19 protein-coding genes and 1 pseudogene are annotated in these 18,652 nt (G+C 41.5%); 4 read left to right on the plus strand and 16 right to left on the minus strand.

The window, feature by feature from the left end; all coding sequences use genetic code 11:
- Nucleotides 1–52: 52 nt before the first annotated feature.
- The gene (locus N1I87_RS14085) at nucleotides 53–1,216 is read right to left on the minus strand and encodes an iron-containing alcohol dehydrogenase (protein ID WP_003354295.1); all 1,164 of its coding nucleotides are present in this window, start codon (nucleotides 1,214–1,216) and stop codon (nucleotides 53–55) included.
- 185 nt (nucleotides 1,217–1,401) lie between these two features.
- On the opposite strand from N1I87_RS14085, the gene N1I87_RS14090 reads away from it, so the two are divergent.
- Nucleotides 1,402–1,635 carry a DUF378 domain-containing protein gene (locus tag N1I87_RS14090; protein ID WP_003354296.1) on the plus strand — a complete coding sequence of 78 codons (234 nt, stop codon included), beginning with the start codon at nucleotides 1,402–1,404 and terminating at the stop codon, nucleotides 1,633–1,635.
- A gap of 259 nt (nucleotides 1,636–1,894) precedes the next feature.
- Here the strand turns inward: N1I87_RS14090 and N1I87_RS14095 are convergent, their stop codons facing one another.
- The 8 genes and pseudogenes from N1I87_RS14095 to N1I87_RS14130 form a co-directional block, all read right to left on the minus strand.
- Nucleotides 1,895–2,287, minus strand: a complete 393-nt coding sequence (locus N1I87_RS14095) for a group II intron maturase-specific domain-containing protein (protein WP_081473106.1) — start codon at nucleotides 2,285–2,287, stop codon at nucleotides 1,895–1,897.
- A gap of 114 nt (nucleotides 2,288–2,401) precedes the next feature.
- Nucleotides 2,402–3,143: pseudogene (gene ltrA / locus N1I87_RS14100) on the minus strand (group II intron reverse transcriptase/maturase); the annotation flags it as partial.
- A gap of 634 nt (nucleotides 3,144–3,777) precedes the next feature.
- Nucleotides 3,778–5,022 carry a Glu/Leu/Phe/Val family dehydrogenase gene (locus N1I87_RS14105; protein ID WP_048623896.1) on the minus strand — a complete coding sequence of 415 codons (1,245 nt, stop codon included), beginning with the start codon at nucleotides 5,020–5,022 and terminating at the stop codon, nucleotides 3,778–3,780.
- A 304-nt stretch (nucleotides 5,023–5,326) separates the two neighbouring features.
- Nucleotides 5,327–6,871 carry an L-glutamate gamma-semialdehyde dehydrogenase gene (gene pruA / locus N1I87_RS14110; RefSeq protein WP_341102361.1) on the minus strand — a complete coding sequence of 515 codons (1,545 nt, stop codon included), beginning with the start codon at nucleotides 6,869–6,871 and terminating at the stop codon, nucleotides 5,327–5,329.
- Nucleotides 6,872–7,142: 271 nt separating this feature from the next.
- Nucleotides 7,143–8,504, minus strand: a complete 1,362-nt coding sequence (locus tag N1I87_RS14115; RefSeq protein ID WP_341100430.1) for an IS1182 family transposase — start codon at nucleotides 8,502–8,504, stop codon at nucleotides 7,143–7,145.
- A gap of 113 nt (nucleotides 8,505–8,617) precedes the next feature.
- A complete protein-coding gene (gene yugI, locus N1I87_RS14120) occupies nucleotides 8,618–9,001 on the minus strand; it encodes a S1 domain-containing post-transcriptional regulator GSP13 (RefSeq protein ID WP_341101433.1) in 384 nt (127 codons plus the stop codon).
- Between the two features lie 382 nt (nucleotides 9,002–9,383).
- Nucleotides 9,384–10,550: an aminotransferase gene (locus N1I87_RS14125; protein ID WP_003354300.1), complete on the minus strand. Its 1,167-nt coding sequence runs from the start codon at nucleotides 10,548–10,550 to the stop codon at nucleotides 9,384–9,386.
- On the minus strand, nucleotides 10,547–11,047 hold the full coding sequence (locus N1I87_RS14130; protein ID WP_003354302.1) for an Lrp/AsnC family transcriptional regulator: 501 nt from the start codon (nucleotides 11,045–11,047) through the stop codon (nucleotides 10,547–10,549). Before N1I87_RS14130 ends, N1I87_RS14125 begins: the two co-directional genes overlap by 4 nt.
- A gap of 128 nt (nucleotides 11,048–11,175) precedes the next feature.
- Here N1I87_RS14130 and N1I87_RS14135 point away from each other — a divergent pair, with 128 nt between their 5' ends.
- Entirely contained in the window at nucleotides 11,176–12,033 is an 858-nt protein-coding gene (locus N1I87_RS14135; RefSeq protein ID WP_341102365.1) for an alpha/beta fold hydrolase, read from the plus strand.
- Here N1I87_RS14135 and N1I87_RS14140 read toward each other — a convergent pair.
- Nucleotides 11,993–12,268: a DUF1871 family protein gene (locus N1I87_RS14140; RefSeq protein WP_341102368.1), complete on the minus strand. Its 276-nt coding sequence runs from the start codon at nucleotides 12,266–12,268 to the stop codon at nucleotides 11,993–11,995. The genes N1I87_RS14135 and N1I87_RS14140 overlap by 41 nt on opposite strands.
- 82 nt (nucleotides 12,269–12,350) lie before the next feature.
- Between N1I87_RS14140 and N1I87_RS14145 the strand changes: the two genes are divergently transcribed.
- Nucleotides 12,351–13,523, plus strand: coding sequence for a MalY/PatB family protein (locus N1I87_RS14145; RefSeq protein WP_341102371.1), 1,173 nt, complete (start codon nucleotides 12,351–12,353; stop codon nucleotides 13,521–13,523).
- Nucleotides 13,524–13,627: 104 nt separating this feature from the next.
- Here the strand turns inward: N1I87_RS14145 and N1I87_RS14150 are convergent, their stop codons facing one another.
- Complete coding sequence (locus N1I87_RS14150; protein WP_003354307.1) at nucleotides 13,628–13,831, minus strand: hypothetical protein; 204 nt, start codon at nucleotides 13,829–13,831, stop codon at nucleotides 13,628–13,630.
- A gap of 219 nt (nucleotides 13,832–14,050) precedes the next feature.
- On the minus strand, nucleotides 14,051–14,641 hold the full coding sequence (locus N1I87_RS14155; RefSeq protein ID WP_003354310.1) for a peptidylprolyl isomerase: 591 nt from the start codon (nucleotides 14,639–14,641) through the stop codon (nucleotides 14,051–14,053).
- A 162-nt stretch (nucleotides 14,642–14,803) separates the two neighbouring features.
- On the opposite strand from N1I87_RS14155, the gene N1I87_RS14160 reads away from it, so the two are divergent.
- Complete coding sequence (locus N1I87_RS14160; RefSeq protein ID WP_061778466.1) at nucleotides 14,804–15,202, plus strand: kinase-associated lipoprotein B; 399 nt, start codon at nucleotides 14,804–14,806, stop codon at nucleotides 15,200–15,202.
- Nucleotides 15,203–15,265: 63 nt separating this feature from the next.
- Here the strand turns inward: N1I87_RS14160 and N1I87_RS14165 are convergent, their stop codons facing one another.
- From N1I87_RS14165 to N1I87_RS14180, 4 genes are read right to left on the minus strand one after another with little or no spacing between them, the layout of a single operon-like run.
- Entirely contained in the window at nucleotides 15,266–16,213 is a 948-nt protein-coding gene (locus N1I87_RS14165) for a hypothetical protein (protein WP_341102375.1), read from the minus strand.
- A gap of 2 nt (nucleotides 16,214–16,215) precedes the next feature.
- Nucleotides 16,216–16,848 (minus strand): hypothetical protein, encoded by a 633-nt coding sequence (locus N1I87_RS14170; protein WP_048623903.1) that lies wholly within the window; start codon nucleotides 16,846–16,848, stop codon nucleotides 16,216–16,218.
- An 18-nt stretch (nucleotides 16,849–16,866) separates the two neighbouring features.
- Nucleotides 16,867–17,853, minus strand: coding sequence for a type IV pilus biogenesis protein PilM (gene pilM, locus N1I87_RS14175; protein WP_341102378.1), 987 nt, complete (start codon nucleotides 17,851–17,853; stop codon nucleotides 16,867–16,869).
- 12 nt (nucleotides 17,854–17,865) lie between these two features.
- Entirely contained in the window at nucleotides 17,866–18,624 is a 759-nt protein-coding gene (locus tag N1I87_RS14180) for a prepilin peptidase (protein ID WP_270583752.1), read from the minus strand.
- Nucleotides 18,625–18,652: the final 28 nt, after the last annotated feature.

Consider the following 18,652-nt stretch of genomic DNA (forward strand, 5'->3'; position numbering starts at 1 on the left):
TCAGCAGGGGCCGTTCTATACAGCCCCTGCCAAAAAAGATTTTAAATGCCCTTTATAAAGAAGCTTTTAAAATCGAAAGCACATCGTCGCGATTGAGAGCATGGAAATTGCCAAATTCCCCACGGAACATGGCCTTATCTGCAATCTCTTCCAAGCGTGAATCGTCAATGTCGTAATCAGCCAAACGAGATGGAGCGCCAAGCGAACTCCAAAATTCCCGCAGTTTTTGGATTCCTTCTAATCCTGCTTCTTCCGGCGTTTTTCCTGTTGGATCCACGTCGAAGACACGGACCGCTAATTGTTGAAAACGTTCCGGACGAACATGCAAGTTATGTTTCATCCAGTTAGGGAACAGAATCGCCAGCCCACCGGCATGTGGAATATCATATACGGCGGAAACTGCATGTTCAATATTATGAGTAGCCCAATCGCCGCGGTAGCCCATTTGCAGCATGCCGTTTAAAGCGATCGTTCCGGCAAACATAATCGTTTCGCGCAGCTGGTAATTTTCCAAATCTTCGATAAGCTTAGGAGCTGTTTCTATTATGGTTTTTAAAGCCCCTTCACACATCCGGTCTTGAAGAGGAGTGTCTTTAGCATCGTGAAAATATTGTTCAAAAATATGAGTCATCATATCGACAATTCCATAAACGGTTTGATCTTTCGGTACGGTAAACGTATGGGTCGGGTCGCAAATAGAGAATTTCGGAAATACGAGCGGGCTTTTCCAGCTCACTTTTTCTTTCGTTTCCCAATTGGTGATGACGGATCCTGCGTTCATTTCTGATCCAGTCGCTGCATGAGTCAACACCGTTCCAAAAGGCAATGCCGACTCGACTTCCACTTTTTTCATGACAATATCCCATGGATCTCCATCAAACTTTGCTGCTGCCGCAATGGCTTTCGTGCAGTCAATAACGCTTCCGCCGCCAACTGCTAATATAAAATCAATTCCTTCTCTTTTGCATATATCTGCTCCTTTTCTAACGGTTGAAATCCGCGGATTCGGCTCCACACCGGAAAGCTCATGCACTTGGACATCGATTTCTTTCAACAAAGAAAGCACGCGGTCATAAAGGCCGTTTCTTTTAATGCTTCCTCCCCCGTAAACAAGAAGCACATTTTTTCCGTATTTCGGAACTTCCGTTTTCAGCTCCTCCAGTTGTCCCTTCCCGAAAATCCACTTCGTCGGATTATAAAAAGTAAAATTATCCATACCGCACTCTCCTTTCTATCCTAACTATGTTATTATGTAACATTTTCTATATATTTTTCAAAACATCCACCTTTTTAAAGTAGTGGAAGTTTTGAAATGAAAAATTTACCGGGTGGCGAAAAGAATAGGACGTCTTCTTCTGCTGCAAACTACAAAAAAGAATCGTAAAAAAGGAGGTTTGTCTTATGAGTGCTCTTCAAAGAGTGGCGCTTATCTTTACTATATTAGGAGCCATCAATTGGGGATTAATTGGCTTTTTTCAGTATGATCTAGTAGCCGCCATTTTCGGTGGACAAGATTCGGCTCTTTCACGAATCATTTACGGCATTATAGGCATCGCCGGATTAATCAATCTCGGTCTGTTGTTTAAGCCGAACGAATCACTTGAACACGATCCTGAACCCAACACGGCTGATTAAACATTTTTGGTCTTGAAGACGAAAGAAATTTTCGACAAAAGCGAAAGGCATCGCTTGGACAGACATAAAAAGAAAAAGGCGGCTGAATCATACGACAGCATCATCATTTGCAGTGGACAGCCGCTAACGTCTCCTGCCAAGGTTATTTCGCTGCTCCCTTCTCAAACCGAATTCCTATTCTCCGCATCGAGTAGGAGGGGGTGATTAACCCCCGTCCTCTCACACCACCGTACGTACGGTTCCGTATACGGCGGTTCAATCAAGATAAATGACGCAAGAATTCATAACGTTTCTGTAGACTTTTAAGCCCTTGGTTACTCCAATAGGAGTTTCCAAGGGTTCTGTGTAATATGGGACTTTTTGAGATTCGCCAATAACCTTTGCGACTGTTCCCCCATTCATAAGCTTTCCATTCAGGAACTCCTAGTTTTATGAGGTTGCGTATCCTGGTCTTTGAGGTCTTCCAGTTTTTCCATAAACACATCCGGAGTCTTCGTCGAATCCAGCCATCCAAATCTTCAAAGATACTCTTTGTGTCTGCTAATGCAAAATATCCACACCATCCAAGTAGATATTGGTTAAGTTTCTTAATCCGATATTCCATTGGGTATGGTATTTTTCTTGACGTGATTTCTCGCACCTTTTTCTTCATTCGTTTTAGACTTTGCTTGGCAATCCGAACTTTTGGCTCTTTTGAAGGTGTAAAACTAAATCCTAGAAACTTTCGTTTCCATGGTCGGTCAACCGCAGATTTCTTCTCGTTGACTTTTAGACGAAGTTTTCCCTCAATAAATCGTTTGACACTAGCCATGGTTCTTTCACCAGCCCGTTTTGACTTCACGTAAATATTACAGTCATCGGCATAACGAACAAATTTATGCCCTCTTTTCTCTAATTCTTTGTCTAGTTCATCTAGTACAATATTCGAAAGTAAAGGGCTTAGGGGGCCACCTTGCGGCGTCCCTTCTTCTGTCCTAGATACCACACCATTAATCATGACACCAGCTTGTAGATATTTGCGGATTAGCTTCAATAATAGTCTTGGCTAATGTACTCATCAGCCTGTCATGATTCACTCGATCGAAGAACTTTTCTAAATCCATGTCTACTACCCATCTATAACCATCTCTGATATAGCCTTTTGCTTTCCTAACTGCGTCATGAGCACTTCGATTTGAACGAAACCCATAACTATGTTCGGAGAACATAGGGTCATATATCCTCGATAATACTTGGGCAATTGCTTGTTGAATCAAACGGTCTGTTACGGTTGGAATACCTAGTAACCGAACACCGCCATCAGGTTTCGGGATTTCGACTCTTCGAACAGGCATTGGTTCATAGGTACCCTTGAGAATTGCTTCTTTAATGGATATCCAGTTTTCGACTATGTGCTGACGTAGGTTTTGTACGGGCATCATATCTACTCCATGGCTACCTTTGTTCTTTTCTACTCTTTGTAAAGCTAAAAGCATATTCTCCCGTGACAGGATTTGATTCAAAAGCATTGTTATTCTTCCTTCCGTGAATAGCTTATCTTCTTATGCCAGTGGTCACTCCACCCTCCAAGAGGTCCCCCACGGAATTCACCGTTTCCTTCCTCAAGTGAGGTACTACGTTTTCTGTGTTCAACATGACACACTGAATGCAAAGGGCTATTCTCTCTTAATTGTTCAGTCCTTCCGAATTGTTCTAGACCAATTCGTACTATGACCTCTGCTGACTTCTGATGGCTCAGCTACTTATCACTAAGTAGGTTATGAAGGGTACTTCACGTATCCATCAGACCTCCCCGGGTAAGAGTGTAATCTTTCCTTCCATCCATCTGCTTCATTTACTCTGTATCACCTTCGGCAGAAAGGGCTTTGTTTTGTTGTGCAAACTCACCCAGTGATACCTAGCCTCATATGAAGTTCGTGTTCCTCAGATCGGAAGTTTGCCGCCCGCTTCCTTCAGATTCCGCGTCACCACGGACACCCTTGCGTTAAGCTAACTGCTACTTCTGCCTTCGCAGCTCGGGACTTTCACCCTATAGATTACACCCATGCCGGGCGCACACAAAAAAGAAGAAGGCGCTCGTCCTTCTTCTTTTTATATTTCTTCCTTTTACATCGGTTTAAAAAACCTGACTCATCTATTTACTTATACCCAGCCTCTAAATTTAGCCGCTTCCGCTGTACGGCGGACTCCAATCATATAAGCAGCCAAGCGCATATCAATATTTCTGGATTGGGCGGTATCGTATACCGTGTTAAAAGCTTTCACTAATTTCTCTTTTAATCGCTCATTTACTTCTTCTTCTGTCCAATAATATCCTTGGTTATTTTGCGTCCATTCAAAATAAGAAACCGTTACGCCGCCGGCGCTGGCCAGCACGTCCGGAACAAGAAGGACGCCGCGATTCGTTAAAATTTTTGTCGCCTCCATCGTCGTAGGTCCGTTAGCCGCTTCTACCACAATGGACGCCTTAATATTATGTGCATTTTCTGAGGTAATTTGATTTTCTACTGCTGCCGGCACTAAAATGTCACATTCCAATTCCAGAAGCTCTTTATTCGTGATTGTATTTTCAAATAATGTTGTGACGGTGCCAAAACTGTCACGGCGATCCAGCAAGTAATCGATATCAAGGCCATCCGGATCATACAGAGCCCCGTAAGCGTCTGAAATTCCGACAATTTTAGCTCCTTCATCATACAAGAATTTGGCCAAGAAGCTTCCCGCATTGCCAAAACCTTGGATAATGACTTTCGCTCCTTTTATATCAATGCCTCGCTTCTTCGCCGCTTCTTTAATGCAAATGGTCACACCTTGAGCGGTGGCTTTTTCCCGTCCTTGCGATCCCCCTAATACAAGAGGTTTGCCTGTAATAAAACCAGGGGAATCAAATTCGCGCAGTCGGCTGTATTCATCCATCATCCAGGCCATAATTTGAGAATTTGTGTACACATCAGGCGCCGGAATGTCTTTTGTCGGTCCTACCAATTGGCTGATCGCTCGGACATAGCCGCGGCTTAATCGTTCGATTTCTCCCATCGACATCTGTCTCGGATCGCAGACAATCCCGCCTTTTCCGCCGCCATATGGAAGATTCACGATGCCTGATTTGATCGTCATCCACATAGACAGCGCTTTCACTTCATCTTCAGTGACATCCGGATGAAAGCGAACTCCTCCTTTTGTCGGGCCGGTTGCATCGTTATGCTGTGCTCGGTAGCCGGTAAATACTTTTGTGGTTCCATCATCCATGCGGACCGGTATCCGAACCGTCAGCATACGCATTGGTTCTTTCAACAGTTCATACATTTCTTCATTATATCCCAATCGGACAAGAGCCTCTTTGATTACACTTTGAGTAGAAGTAAATAGATTTAAATTTTCCGTCATAAAATTCGCCTCTTTACACCTTTTTCATCTTTACTATTATAATAACATTTTGATGATTCGTTCAACCGCCCTTTGAAAAGTTCTTTTCATTACGGATCAGAAACATCAAGACGAATAACGGTTTTATCATGTTTTTTCAAAAAAAATTTCTCATCCTTTCCAGTCTTTCCATTACTTTCAGAGATTTCGTTCGACGTCTTTTATCTCTCATTTATTATTGTAATCATTGCGAAATTCAAAATTCTCTATAAAAAAGTATGATTAACGAATTCTCCCGCTGATGGCGACAAAACTATTTTTTCACTCAAAACGCTTCCGACACTGTTTTGGCTTGCATATGAAGAAGCAAATAATCCGGCCCTCCCGCTTTTGAATCAGTACCTGACAAATTAAATCCCCCAAAAGGCTGGTATCCTACGGTCGCGCCTGTACACCCTCTGTTGAAATATAAGTTCCCTACATGAAAATCTTCGTGCGCTTTTTCCAAGTTTCGTCGATCATTGGAAATAACGGCCCCGGTTAATCCATATTCCGTATTATTCGCAATTTCCAGCGCATGTTCAAAATTTTTCGCCTTCGCAAACGCAACAACCGGACCAAAAATTTCTTCCTGCATAATCCGAGCATCCGGTTCCACGTCCGCTATAATGGTCGGCTCTATATAATATCCTGTTGAATCGTCTCCTGTGCCCCCAATAATGATGTTTCCTTCTGTTTTGCCGATTTCGATATATCTCATAATTTTTTGAAAAGAAGAGGGATCAATAACCGGCCCCATTTTGGTTTCAAAACAAGCGGGGTCGCCGATTTTCCATGTTTTCGCCAAATTGGCTGCCCGATGAAGAACTTCGTCATATACCTCTTCCAATACAACAGCCCGTGAACAGGCAGAACATTTTTGCCCGGAAAAACCAAAAGCGGAAGCGACGATGGATTGAGCAGCCAACTCCAAATCGGCTTCCTTATCCACCACGATCGTATCCTTTCCACCCATTTCTGCTATGACTCGTTTTAGCCAAATTTGGTCGGTTTGTTTCTTTGCCGCTCTTTCATAAATTCGAAGTCCAACATCACGAGAACCGGTAAATGAAATAAACCTCGTTTTCGGATGATCGACTAAAAAATCGCCTATTTCCGAACCGCTTCCCGGAACAAATTGAAGAACACCGTCAGGCAAACCGGCTTCTTTCAACACTTCCACCAATTTTGCCGCCACCACAGGCGTTGTGGAGGCCGGTTTCAACAATACTGTATTTCCTGTTACAAGTGCAGCAACCGTCGTTCCCGCGGTTATGGCCAACGGAAAGTTCCACGGAGAGATCACCACTCCCACTCCGAGCGGTATATAATGATATCGATTGCGTTCTCCTTCTCTGCTTAGGACAGGAGCGCCATCTTTTATTTTCAGCATTTGTCGTCCATAATACTCCATAAAGTCAATGGCTTCCGCCGTATCAGCATCGGCTTCTATCCACGATTTCCCGGCTTCTTTCACCATGAGAGCCGAGAATTCATGCTTTCGGCTGCGGATGATGGCCGCTGCTTTAAACAAAATGTCCGCACGCATTTCAGGTTTCGTTTTACGCCAAGATTCAAACGCTTCTGCAGCTGCTTGAATCGCTTTTTCCGCCAATTCTTGATTGGCTTTGGAAACGAAGCCGATCACTTCTGTTTTGTTCGCAGGATTCCGGGAAATGATTTTCTCTTTCGTTGTGATGAGTTTGCCATCGATCACAAGCGGATATTCTTGCCCCAAATGTTGATTTGTCCTCTTTAAAGCTTCTTGAAACGCTTCCCGGTTGTTCTCATTCGTAAAATCTGTCAACGGTTCATGTTGATAAGCTATCATCTTTTTCCCTCCTGAACATGAAATTGGAATCAGCGGAACACGATAAAACAGGCAATCATCCATGAAGTTCAGATAAAAATCATCTTTTTGTTTGGAAATCAGCTTATTACATGATATCGAAAAAGGCTTTTTTTCATGCAAAAATAAAACCGAACGGCTTTGCCGTTCGATTCAGAGTGTAGACAAAAGGCATCCGAATGTGTGTATTCGGATGCCTTTTGACATTTTTATACTTTAAAGGTTGGGATTAGACCCCTCTAAGGGGTCTATTTTATGCCATTATTGGACTTTTCCATGCCCAGCAGGCCATCTTTTTCAAATTCATTGCAGCAAAAGTTAGCATCGCCTGCATGGACAATTTTTTTAGACCTCTTAAGGTTGTCCAACGCATACCATGCTTTTCCTTTGCATCAGCAAAAACACGTTCAATGGTTTCTTTCCGTCTTGCATAAATGCTCTTATTCTCTTGTGTATGCCGAAGATGATCAGCTTCCTCTAAATAAAATTCCCATACATGTCGCTGAATCAGTTTTTTATGCTCCTTACTTTGGGTGCACTTCGAGAGGAATGGACAATCTTTACACTGGACTGGATCAGAAAAATATTGACGATAGCCTTCCTTCGTCGTAGTTGCATATTTTAACACTTGTCCTTGCGGACAAAGATAACAATCGTAGTATTCATCGTAAACATACTCATGTTTTTTGAAATAACCATCCTTTGTACGAGGGCGAGTATAAGGTAAAGCAGGGGTCATATCATTTTCAAATATGTATTGGGCAACGGCGGGAGTTTTATATCCAGCGTCAGCAGCAACTACAACCGGTTTTCCATGTTTTTCGATGACTTTTTCAAGAAGTGGCTCCAATACGGAACTGTCATGAATATTCCCTGGCGTTACAATAGCCCCCAAAACAAAGCCATTTCGATCCGCAGCAGCATGGAATGAGTAAGCAAACTGTTTTGTTCGCTCGTCTTTTACGTAGTAACCACTTTCCGGATCAGTGGTACTTTCTTTTATTTCTTTATATTCTTCTTTCCCAAATTTATCTGGAGGAAATGGCTTTTTTCCATGTGCTTCTCGATCAGCATTTATCTCATCTTGTAGACGTGCTTGATAGGCTTTCGTTTCTTTTCGAACCACTTTCTTCACAAATTTATGCTTATTCGCACTCGCTTTGACATGAGTAGAATCAATAAAGACATGCTCACTGCTTATCAGCTTCTTATCTGCAGCTTCTTTCAAAATGCGATAGAATATCTGTTCAAATAAGTCTGTATCCTTAAAGCGTCGCTCGTAGTTTTTCCCAAACGTTGAAAAGTGAGGTACCTTATCATAAAAACCAAATCCAAGAAACCAACGGTAAGCCAGATTCGTTTCGATTTCCTCTATAGTTTTTCGCATGGAACGAATACCGAAGGTATATTGGATGAAAGCCATTTTAATCAATACAACTGGATCAATACTTGGTCGACCTCTTTCCGATGAATACATGTCTTGAACAAGCGAATAGATAAATGAAAAATCAATAGCAGCGTCGATTTTACGAACCAAATGATCTGCAGGTACAAGTTGGTCTAAAGCTATCATTTCTATTTGATCACGATTCATCTGTGTATTTTTTGTTAGCACTTCATCCACCTCAATTCATTACGGTATCTTAATTATACAAAAAAAGACTGTCGGCAAATCCGGTTTTTTCGGATTTGTCGACAGTCTGAACCGAACGGCTTTGCCGTTCGATTTTATTTTTTTTGATACGTATTGCTTTTTTCGGATTGAGCAATCCATTCTTTCAGTTTCTCTTTTAAAGTATTAAATCCGGTGGAAGAATCGTCCAATTTAATATTTCCGTATCGTCGAGGCATTTTCCGATCCGTTTTGGAGGATTCCATTTCACGCATGGAAAGGCTGATTTTTCCATCTTCTTCATCAATCGCAACAATTTTAGCTTGAACCTCGTCCCCAACTTTTAAATAGTCTTCAATGTTTCTGACATATCCATGTGTAATTTCCGAAATATGGATGAGTCCTTGCGTTTCCTCATCTAAGGCGACAAACGCCCCATATGGTTGAATCCCGGTGACTTTTCCGGTTACTATGGCACCAACTTCATATTTTGCAGACATGCAAACACTCCTATAAAATTTTTTCTCCTATTTACGCATTGATCAATTATAGCATAATCATACTTCCACCGCAAAAACGATTGTAAACTTCATCCATATTCAACTGAATAAATTTCGATCGTCTATAAGCATTCCATGTTTATGGCGGTCAAAACATTACTTGCCTAATCATCATCAAGAGACGTCTTATTTATCCATCATCCAAAATTTTTAGGAAAAATAAGAATAAATTTTCACATCATTGGACATCCTTAAAATGCAGCAAAGCTTTCTAATAGTATTCCCCCTACCCTTATTATCAGGACGAGTGGATCGTCCTCTTTTTTTTGCCAAAAATGAAAGGCTGATTTCCCGGTAAAGGAATTCAGCCTTTGGAGCGTATCTAAAGGGAAGCCAGAAAACGTTTCATTCTTTTAATCGCTTCTTGAAGCTGTTCGATCGATGAAGCATAAGAACAACGAATATATCCTTCTCCGCCTTTGCCGAATACATGTCCGGGAACAACGGCCACTTTTTCCGAAAGCAAAAGCTGTTCAGCGAATTGCTCCGATGAAAGCCCCGTTCCCTTAATAGACGGAAAAGCATAAAAAGCACCGCCCGGCATATGGCAATCCAATCCTAGTTCATTTAAAGATTCGACAAAGAAGTTTCGTCTTCTTCTATAATCGTTTTTCATTTCTTCCACATACTCCATTCCGTTTTGCAAAGCCTCAATCGCAGCATATTGCGCAGGAGTGGAAGCACACATCATGGTATATTGATGCACTTTCAACATCGCTTTGGAAATTTCTTTTGGAGCGCATGTAAATCCAAGTCTCCAGCCCGTCATGGCAAATCCCTTCGAAAATCCGTTTATTAATATCGTCCGCTCCTTCATCCCTTCCAAGCTTGCAAAAGAGGTATGCGGAATATCGTAAGCCAGCTCAGCATAGATTTCATCCGCAATCACCAATAAGTCATATTTTTTTACGATATCACAAATGGCGATCAAGTCTTCCCGTGCCAGCTGTGTTCCGGTCGGGTTATTCGGAGAACAGATCAACAACGCTTTCGTTTTAGGTGTAATGGCCCGTTCCAATTCTTCCGGCTGAAGTTTAAAATCATTTTGCGCCAATGTGCCTATGGAAACGACATTGCCGCCGGCCAGCTGAACGAGGGGTCCGTAAGAAACGAAGCATGGCTCTACTACCGCGATTTCGTCTCCAGGGTCAATAATCGTTCGAAGGGCAATATCCAGCGCTTCGCTTCCCCCCGATGTCACGATAATTTCTTGTTCCGGATCATATTCTGCTTGAAACCGTTCTCGCATATAATCGGCAATCGCCCTTCTTAGTTCGATTAAACCTGCATTGGCCGTATAGGAAGTATATCCTCTTTCCAGCGAGGAGATGGCCGCTTCCCTAACGGACCAAGAGGTAACAAAGTCCGGCTCTCCCACTCCTAGTGAAACGACGCCTTCCATATTGGCCGCCAGATCAAAAAACTTTCGAATCCCAGACGGAGGAATTTTATCCACTGATTTGGCTATATAGCTTTTCATTGTATTCATGGTGACACCACAATTCTTCTATCATCATTGTTTTGGTCATAAATAATTCCGTCATGCTTATATTTTTTCAGTTGGAAATGTGTAGTAGTCGAAACGACCGAATCCAACGTGGACAGTTTTTCCGAAACAAAGCGGGAAATTTCATTCATCGAACGGCCTTCCACCGTCACGGACAAATCGTAAGCGCCGCTCATTAAATAAACGGATTTCACTTCTTTAAACCGATAAATGCGCTCAGCCACGGCATCGAAACCTACTCCCCGTTTTGGCGTGACTTTCACATCTATCATGGCGGTGACTCCATGATAGCTATCTACTTTCGACCAATTTACTAAAGTTGTATAATGGACGATAATATTTTCTTTTTCTAATTTTTGAATCACGTCTTGAACTTCCTCGACAGATAATTGTGTCATTTTTGCTATGTTCTCGAGACTCGTTCTGGCATCCTTTTCCATGATCGCCAATATCTCCAGTTCTTTCTCGTTGAGCTCCATGATTCTCCCCCATTTTTGAAATATTAAGACTACTTTATTATAACAAATTTAGGAGAAAATAAAGAAGAGAGTTCCATTTAATCAAGAAAAGTTTCTCACGGATTTCCATCAACTAGGGGGAACCAACATTGTTCAATCAAAAAGAAAGAGTTTCAATCAAAATAGACGATTCTTGCTTATATTACCGCTATATTCCAAATAGTGCAGCCAAATACACGCTCGTCTTTTTGCACGGCTTTCTTTCTTCCTCTTTTAGTTTTCGCAAACTGATTCCTTTATTAAAAACAGATTATGCACTTCTTTTGATTGACTGGCCGCCGTTTGGAAAAAGCAAAAAATCAAAGGCATTTCTTTACTCGTACGAAAATATTGCCGTCTCCATTCTCCGGCTGCTTCGTTCTTTCCAATTCGAATCCGTCGTGCTCGTGGGTCATTCCATGGGAGGACAGTTGATTTTGAATATGCTGAAACAAAAGCCGGATGCGGCGGAAAAAATCATACTCATCAATGGCTCTGCTTATATTCCGAGGTTCAAACAATCTCTGATTTTGGCCAGTTATCTGCCATTTGCCCATCGATTGGTAAAACGCTTGCTGGAAAAAACGGGGGTGGAGGGAAATTTGCGGTCAGCTGTCTATGAACATGAAAAAATTAATCAAGAAATGGTGGCAGGCTATATGGAACCATTTCTTTCTGAGGATATTTTCCACGGACTGATCCGATTTCTGCGCCATAGGGAAGGCGATCTTTCTTCCATAGAAATTCAAAACATACAAACCCCTTCTCTTTTAATTCACGGGGAATTTGACAAGATCGTTCCTTTCCATATCGGCAAACGGTTAGCTCAAGATTTGCCGAACAGTCGTCTCGTTATGATCGAAAAAGCCGGACATCTTTTACCGGAAGAAAATCCGGAAGAGATCTGCCGGCACTTGAACGAATTTGTCAGCGTTGAAAAGGGAGATCGCACGAAGAATTTTCTTTGACGGCTAACAAAGCGCTTGCTATTGGTTCAATTTCTTCACGCGGAAGAAGTTCTTCAAATGAAAGTTCAAAGATGGCACGAATTTTTCGCACAAGAGATTCAAGGTTATCCGTTTCATGAACCGCTTGGATAATATCCGCCATTTCCGTATCATATTGACCTGCTCCAATGCAGAATGGATCCCAGCCCATTAAAATATCTGCCAGCTGCAGATTCGTTTTAGCGATTGGATTCAAGTTGCATCACCTTTTGTTTTACCATTTTTGCTTCTTATTTTACCATGGAGTAGAGAAATCAAACACTAGGAGGAAATATGGAATGGTGCAATTTGACGAAATCATCAGCCGAAAAGGAACTTCCTCGGTAAAATGGGACCAAATCAAAACGATATTCGGAACCGAAGAAGCGTTGCCTATGTGGGTAGCAGACATGGACTTCCGCGCCCCGCAAGAAGTGATCGAGGCTCTGAAGAAAAAAATCGAACATGGCGTTTTTGGTTATACGACCATGCCGGACTCTGCCATCGAAGCTGTTTGCCAATGGATGGAGAAGCGTCATCATTTTCCCGTTCAAAGAGAATGGCTGCTTTTCAGCCCGGGCGTAGTTCCTTCCATCAGTTTAGCCATTCAAGCGTTGACGGAGGAAGGTGACGAAGTGCTAGTGCAGCCGCCCATTTACCCGCCGTTTTTCAACATGGTAAAAGCAAATAACCGCAAAGTGGCCTATTGCCCGCTTGTCTTAAAGGGCAATCAATACGAGATCGACTTTGATGAGTTTGAACAGTTATTAAAAACTAGAAATATTAAATTATTTTTACTGTGCAGTCCTCACAACCCCGGCGGAAGGGTATGGACAAAAGAAGAATTAACCAAAATAGCGGATCTCTGTCAAACTTACCAAGTATGGATCGTCTCTGACGAAATCCATAGTGATTTGACGGCACTCCCAAACAAACATATCCCCATCGCTTCCATAAAAGAAGAATACCGCGAATTTGTCATTACTTGCATCGCACCAAGCAAGACTTTCAATTTAGCAGGACTTCAAGCTTCCTGTATCATTGTGCCAAACCCAAAAATTCGGAATCAATTATCCCGCGTTCAAAAACGTCAAGGCTTTTTCCAGCTGAATATGATGGGAATGGCAGCGATGGAAGCTGCTTATCGTTACGGGGAAAAGTGGTTGGATGAAGCGATTTCGTATATTCGTGGAAACGTGGAGCTTGTGAAGCAGTTTATTGAAAAAGAAATCCCATCATTAAGAGTAATGGAACCGCAAGGCGGATACCTTATTTGGATTGATTGCCGAGAAACCGGCTTAACGGATCAAGAAATAAAAGAGCGGCTATTATTCAAAGGAAAACTTGCTTTAGAGTCCGGCCCTAAATACGGACCAGGCGGAGAAGGGTTTGTCCGTATGAATGTCGGCTGCCCGCGCTCCTTAGTCGAGGAAGGTTTGAAGCGAATGAAAGCTGCGTTTTCGGAAAACTAATTCCCTTCATGCAGCACATTGCCGTAAATGGACGAAAGCGCCGGTCATCTGAACCGGCGCCCAATGGTTTGGATACATAAATTCGCCAATTTAAAATAATGAGCTTATTTCCTTAAATGGCGTCTCTGTTTATTAATTTGCTCTTCTAATTCCCTTGTTTTTTCCTCTTCTTTTTTGGAGATTTTTTTAATCAACAGGAAGGCGATCACTGCCAAAATAAAAAAAATGGTCATAGATATAGCCGCCGGAATATACTCCGATTTATCTTCCGGAAAATACAAAAACAAACCTAATATGAAAGCGATCAAAACAAAACAGCCCCCTTAATAGTAATGAGCTCCCTATTTCTCTTCACCATTCCAACTTCTATCCCCTTCGTCCATTCTCGATTCAAATACGAGAAAACAGCAGTCACATCAAACATTTTGTTCCTAAAATTCTGATTTCTTACACTCTACCTTTAAATCATCATGTTCGAAATCCATCGTTCCTCCGCCGGATTGAAGCATCCAGCGGAGGACTTTCATTTATTCGGCCACCAATATCGTTTCAATAATCACATCTTCCAAAGGACGATCTTGTTGATCTGTTTCCACGTTGGCGATTTCATCTACAACGTCCATTCCTTCCAACACTTGTCCAAAGACAGTGTGGCGGAAGTCAAGCCAAGGCGTTCCACCTTTCTCCATATAAACGTCAATAATTTCTTTCGGATACCCGGCTTTTTCCATTTGTTCCCGAAAACCAGGATCGATGTTTTGATTTTGGACAATAAAAAACTGGCTTCCATTTGTGTTTGGCCCCGCATTGGCCATCGAGAGCGCTCCTCGAATGTTAAACAAATTCGGCGAGAATTCATCTTCAAATGGCTTTCCGTAAATGCTCTCTCCACCTGTTCCATTTCCTTTCGGATCGCCGCCTTGAATCATAAAATCGCGAATCACACGATGAAAAATTAATCCGTTGTAATAGCCGTTTTTGCTGTGAGTAATAAAATTTTCCACAGTTTTCGGCGCGTATTCCGGAAACAGCTTGATTTTAATGCTGCCTTTATTGGTCTTCATTTCAACAACGATCTCATTTTCTGCTACTTGATTGGTTAATTGCGGAAATGTCATAAATTTTCTCCTTCCGTTTTATTATCTCTCTTACTTTACCTTATTGCGGATGAAATTTCCACATCGCAACTTCGGCTGGAGCTTCCCGACTAAAAAGTTCTTTTCCCGTTCCATTCTTTTTGTGTTATGTTTATGAAAAAGACTTTTCAGGAGGAACGAATCATGGATATAGGAGATGTGGTAACCGCCATTTACAAAACAGGAAAATATATCGGAAAAATTACGGACGAACGACCGGAACATTATACCGTGCAAATATTAGCGGTAGAAAAGCACCCGCTGCAAGGAGACCTTCACCATCCGAAACAAGGAAATGTAGGCTTTTTCCACGAACGCAAAGCGCTGGCTTTCAAAGAACAAGCCAATATTCCTAAAAAAATGGTGAAACCTTTTACCGGAAAAGTGCCGAATTACACGGAATCATTGGTGAAATCCTTTATCGTTTATAAACAGGAACTGGAACAAAACCCGGAAAATGAATATGCCCAAAAAAGCCTCCAATGTTTATCATCCATACAAAAAGAATACGAATTCATGTACTCGATTTCCTTCCCAAATTAATCATCCAGTACAAAAATTCGTATTTTCTCTACACATCAAACCTTCGCTTCTCCATGTTTACCATCATGGAGACTGATGGATCTTTTCATTTGATTGATTAGGAGAGTTTTCACTCGTCGAAGGTTGATCGGCATTTGTTGTTTGGCTTTGATTGTTTTCTGATGTTTGCGTATGATCAGCAGTACCATTGTTGTTCTGATTGTTTTCCGTCGATTGATTGGTCGGCGCCACCGGTACTAATGGATTGCTTTTCCCTGAAGGATCCGGAGTCGAGATACTTGGCGGCGTTAGTTTTAACTTTTTGGCAATCGTTGAATCATAATAAACGGAAATCGTCATATTAACCGTTAAGGCATTCGCTTCATTCTCTGTGGAAACAGGTTCGTTGTTTCCTACAAATTGGATCGATTCCACTCGATTGACACGATCCATTTGCTCCAATTTTTTTAAAAACTGATAAATCTCAGGATACGTTGACGCTTGTACGACTAAATTGACTTTTTCTTGTTTTACCCCCGACGGCAATGAAGTTTTGGCCGTTTTGGATGATTTCGTATCGTTATTTTGTGCAGTTGTACTCGTCGTTTCACCCGTATTGAAACTAGTCGCATTGGAATTTGAGTTTGTTCCAGTCATTTGATCCATTTGATCCGCTTGATTCGTACCATCATCAGCATCAGTTGATGAGTCAGAGTCTTCCGCAAGAGCGTATTGAATAATGGTACAGCCTGATGATGCTTCAGCCTTTTGCAAATCCAAAATAAATTGGTCGACAGAATCGTTCCAAGGAAGCGCTGTCTGCCATTGATAGACCTTTTTCAAATCGTCTGCTGATAATTGTTTTTCAGATTGAACCTTTTCCGATGAATTATTGACATGAGCCATTTGCGAAGAAAGGGCAGCAATCTGTTTTTTGGCAGGGACGATTGCTTTCCAATAATAAAAAATGTCTAAAAAACAGAAAAGGAACACAAGAATTAACGGGATCAACATTTTCACTCGTTTGCTCATGCCTACTCATCCTTTTCTGTATCGATCTTTAATTTACTCGTTTCAAGCTGTAAAACATACTCCGCTTGATAGCGCGGCAACGTTGTTGGATCAATAGCGGTGTTGTCTGTTGCATTATCGGTTGTATAACCGTTCACGCTGCCGGTTGTATCATTTGTTTGAGGCGGAACGCCAAAACTCTTTAACGTCGCTTTCTTGATCCATGATATTTCATTGAGTCGTTTCAAATAATAAGCAATCTCGCTTTTTGTATCAAATTGAACGATCATATCCGCTTCTTGATCATCTGTCAGTGAAAATAGCAACAAATATCCTCTTTCCGGCAGCTTTTCCGTGAGTTCTTTCAATATTTTCGTCGTTTCAATGGGTTGATTTTGTGCCCATTTCACAGCCGTTTCGTATTGATGGAAGGACTCGACTTCAGGATTTTGATGGTTCGCTTTCATTTTCGCAGCTTGCAGCTTTGTGGCAAAATCCACTTTCTCTTGCAGCTCGGCTTCTTGTTTTTGCAATGAATGGCCATAGATGAGAAGAAAAACAAGCAAAAAAATAAAAAGAACGAGCAAGATAAAAAGGCCAATCAAGAGATAAGAAGGTTTTTTCTTTTTTTCAATGAAATTGATTTCTACTAACATATACTCACCTTCTGATGCTCATTCTGCAGGGTGGAGGGCTAGTCCAATACAGTCAGAAAAAGCAGGCGGAATATTGATATTTTCTTTATTTTGAAATAACGGCACAGTCAATGCATCATCGATCTCCATTTCAATTTGCTCTTGCAAAACTTCGGAAATGGTTTGTAAATAAGGATGGTCCCCCGCTACGACGATTTTATTCAATCGCTTTTCCCCTTGCATGATGGTGAATTCGTAAAAGTTTTGCAATCGGCTTATTTCCTGAACGATCGTGCGAATATATTCACCGAGTAAATCTTCAATTCCTTCCGGCATATAATATTCATAATCCATATGTGAGCGGTTGATATACGCTTCTCTATTTGCAGGCAAGTTTACATAGTGAACATAAATCGGCTGATGTTGTTCAAAAATCGATACTTGAATATACGAATAATGGATTTGCAACAATAAAATACGGTCATCCGGACGAACCCGATTCAAATGGTAATACAGACGATACAACGATAAAAGCGATAAATCCATAACTCTCGGCTTTAATTTTAGTTTTTCCAATAAACCGACATACTGGTTCACAATCGCCTCCCGCGCTGCAATCATCAATGCTTCTCGGCCATTTTCACTCTCATCTTGCCATTCTACCGTTTCAATAATCGGATCTTCAAAAGGAAGCGGAATGGAATCATTGGCCGCCATATAAAGATATCCTTTGATTTCATCACTCGGAACATCTTCAGGAATGGCAACTTTTCGCAAAAAAGTGTGGCCATCCGGAATACAAAGAAATGTAGGCAGCTTTTTGGCGCCATATTCACTTAATTGTTCCTCAATCATTAAAAGCAAGCTATCTTCATCCTCAATCATTCCACCCGATATCAATCCGTCCGGCAATGCTTTTTGATTGAATGAGAGAATGGTATTTTTTTTTGTCACCAGTAAACGCAAATAATCATCCGTTATGATCATTTGTAATTTCTTTCGTTTGCCATATGTATAGGACTTCATTTCCTGATCTCCTTAACTCCACATGGTTCTTATGTAGAAATCTATCATATCTTGTCCATAAAAAAAGGCAAGAATGGCACCGGCAGCTATAAACGGGCCAAAAGGAACCGGTTTTCCTTTCTTAAATTTTCCTTTGAACAGGAGAATCAATCCGAATAACGATCCAAACAAGCAAGCCAGAAAAAATGACAATAGAGTCTTTTCTAATCCTAAAATCAACCCGATGACAAAGTACAGCTTAATATCTCCTCCGCCCATTGCCCCGTTTGTCACAACCGCGATGAGAAAAAGAAGTCCAAATCCAATCACGGCACCCGCCCATGAACTCCACCACGGTACGGTTGGCGAAAGGAGTCGAATGACGATAAAAAGAATCATAAACGGCAGCAAAATCTTATCAGGAATCACCATATAAGCTAAATCCGAAACGGTAATGATGACGAGCAAGGATGTAAACAAACAAGCCATCACCAGATTCATACTCCAGCCAAATTGATAAAAAGAAAAAGCAAAGAGCACACCCGTGACAGCTTCAAAAATAGGATAGATCCATGAAATTTTTCTTTTGCACGACCGGCATTTGCCTTTGAGAAAGAAAAAAGAAAACAAAGGAATATTTTCAAACCAACGCAGTTTATGATGGCAATAAGGACAATGTGAGCTTGGAAAAACGATCGATTCATGGTTTGGCACGCGAAGCCCCACAACATTAAAAAACGAACCGAACACAAGACCTATTACGGCAAAATAAACAGTCCAAAACGTATTCATTCTCGATCCTCTCATTCCTTGTGATAGC

The sequence above is a fragment of the Bacillus sp. FSL W8-0102 genome, assembly GCF_038007225.1.
Lineage (GTDB): Bacteria > Bacillota > Bacilli > Bacillales > DSM-4216 > Bacillus_O > Bacillus_O smithii.

Coding starts and splice junctions, on each gene's coding strand:
- N1I87_RS14085 (WP_003354295.1), bottom strand. CDS start 1,216: ATGGATAATTTTACTTTTTATAATCCGACGAAGTGGATTTTCGGGAAG.
- N1I87_RS14090 (WP_003354296.1), top strand. CDS start 1,402: ATGAGTGCTCTTCAAAGAGTGGCGCTTATCTTTACTATATTAGGAGCC.
- N1I87_RS14095 (WP_081473106.1), bottom strand. CDS start 2,287: ATGAAGAAAAAGGTGCGAGAAATCACGTCAAGAAAAATACCATACCCA.
- N1I87_RS14105 (WP_048623896.1), bottom strand. CDS start 5,022: ATGACGGAAAATTTAAATCTATTTACTTCTACTCAAAGTGTAATCAAA.
- pruA (WP_341102361.1), bottom strand. CDS start 6,871: ATGATAGCTTATCAACATGAACCGTTGACAGATTTTACGAATGAGAAC.
- yugI (WP_341101433.1), bottom strand. CDS start 9,001: ATGTCTGCAAAATATGAAGTTGGTGCCATAGTAACCGGAAAAGTCACC.
- N1I87_RS14125 (WP_003354300.1), bottom strand. CDS start 10,550: ATGAATACAATGAAAAGCTATATAGCCAAATCAGTGGATAAAATTCCT.
- N1I87_RS14130 (WP_003354302.1), bottom strand. CDS start 11,047: ATGGAGCTCAACGAGAAAGAACTGGAGATATTGGCGATCATGGAAAAG.
- N1I87_RS14145 (WP_341102371.1), top strand. CDS start 12,351: ATGGTGCAATTTGACGAAATCATCAGCCGAAAAGGAACTTCCTCGGTA.
- N1I87_RS14155 (WP_003354310.1), bottom strand. CDS start 14,641: ATGACATTTCCGCAATTAACCAATCAAGTAGCAGAAAATGAGATCGTT.
- N1I87_RS14160 (WP_061778466.1), top strand. CDS start 14,804: ATGGATATAGGAGATGTGGTAACCGCCATTTACAAAACAGGAAAATAT.
- N1I87_RS14165 (WP_341102375.1), bottom strand. CDS start 16,213: ATGAGCAAACGAGTGAAAATGTTGATCCCGTTAATTCTTGTGTTCCTT.
- N1I87_RS14170 (WP_048623903.1), bottom strand. CDS start 16,848: ATGTTAGTAGAAATCAATTTCATTGAAAAAAAGAAAAAACCTTCTTAT.
- pilM (WP_341102378.1), bottom strand. CDS start 17,853: ATGAAGTCCTATACATATGGCAAACGAAAGAAATTACAAATGATCATA.
- N1I87_RS14180 (WP_270583752.1), bottom strand. CDS start 18,624: ATGAATACGTTTTGGACTGTTTATTTTGCCGTAATAGGTCTTGTGTTC.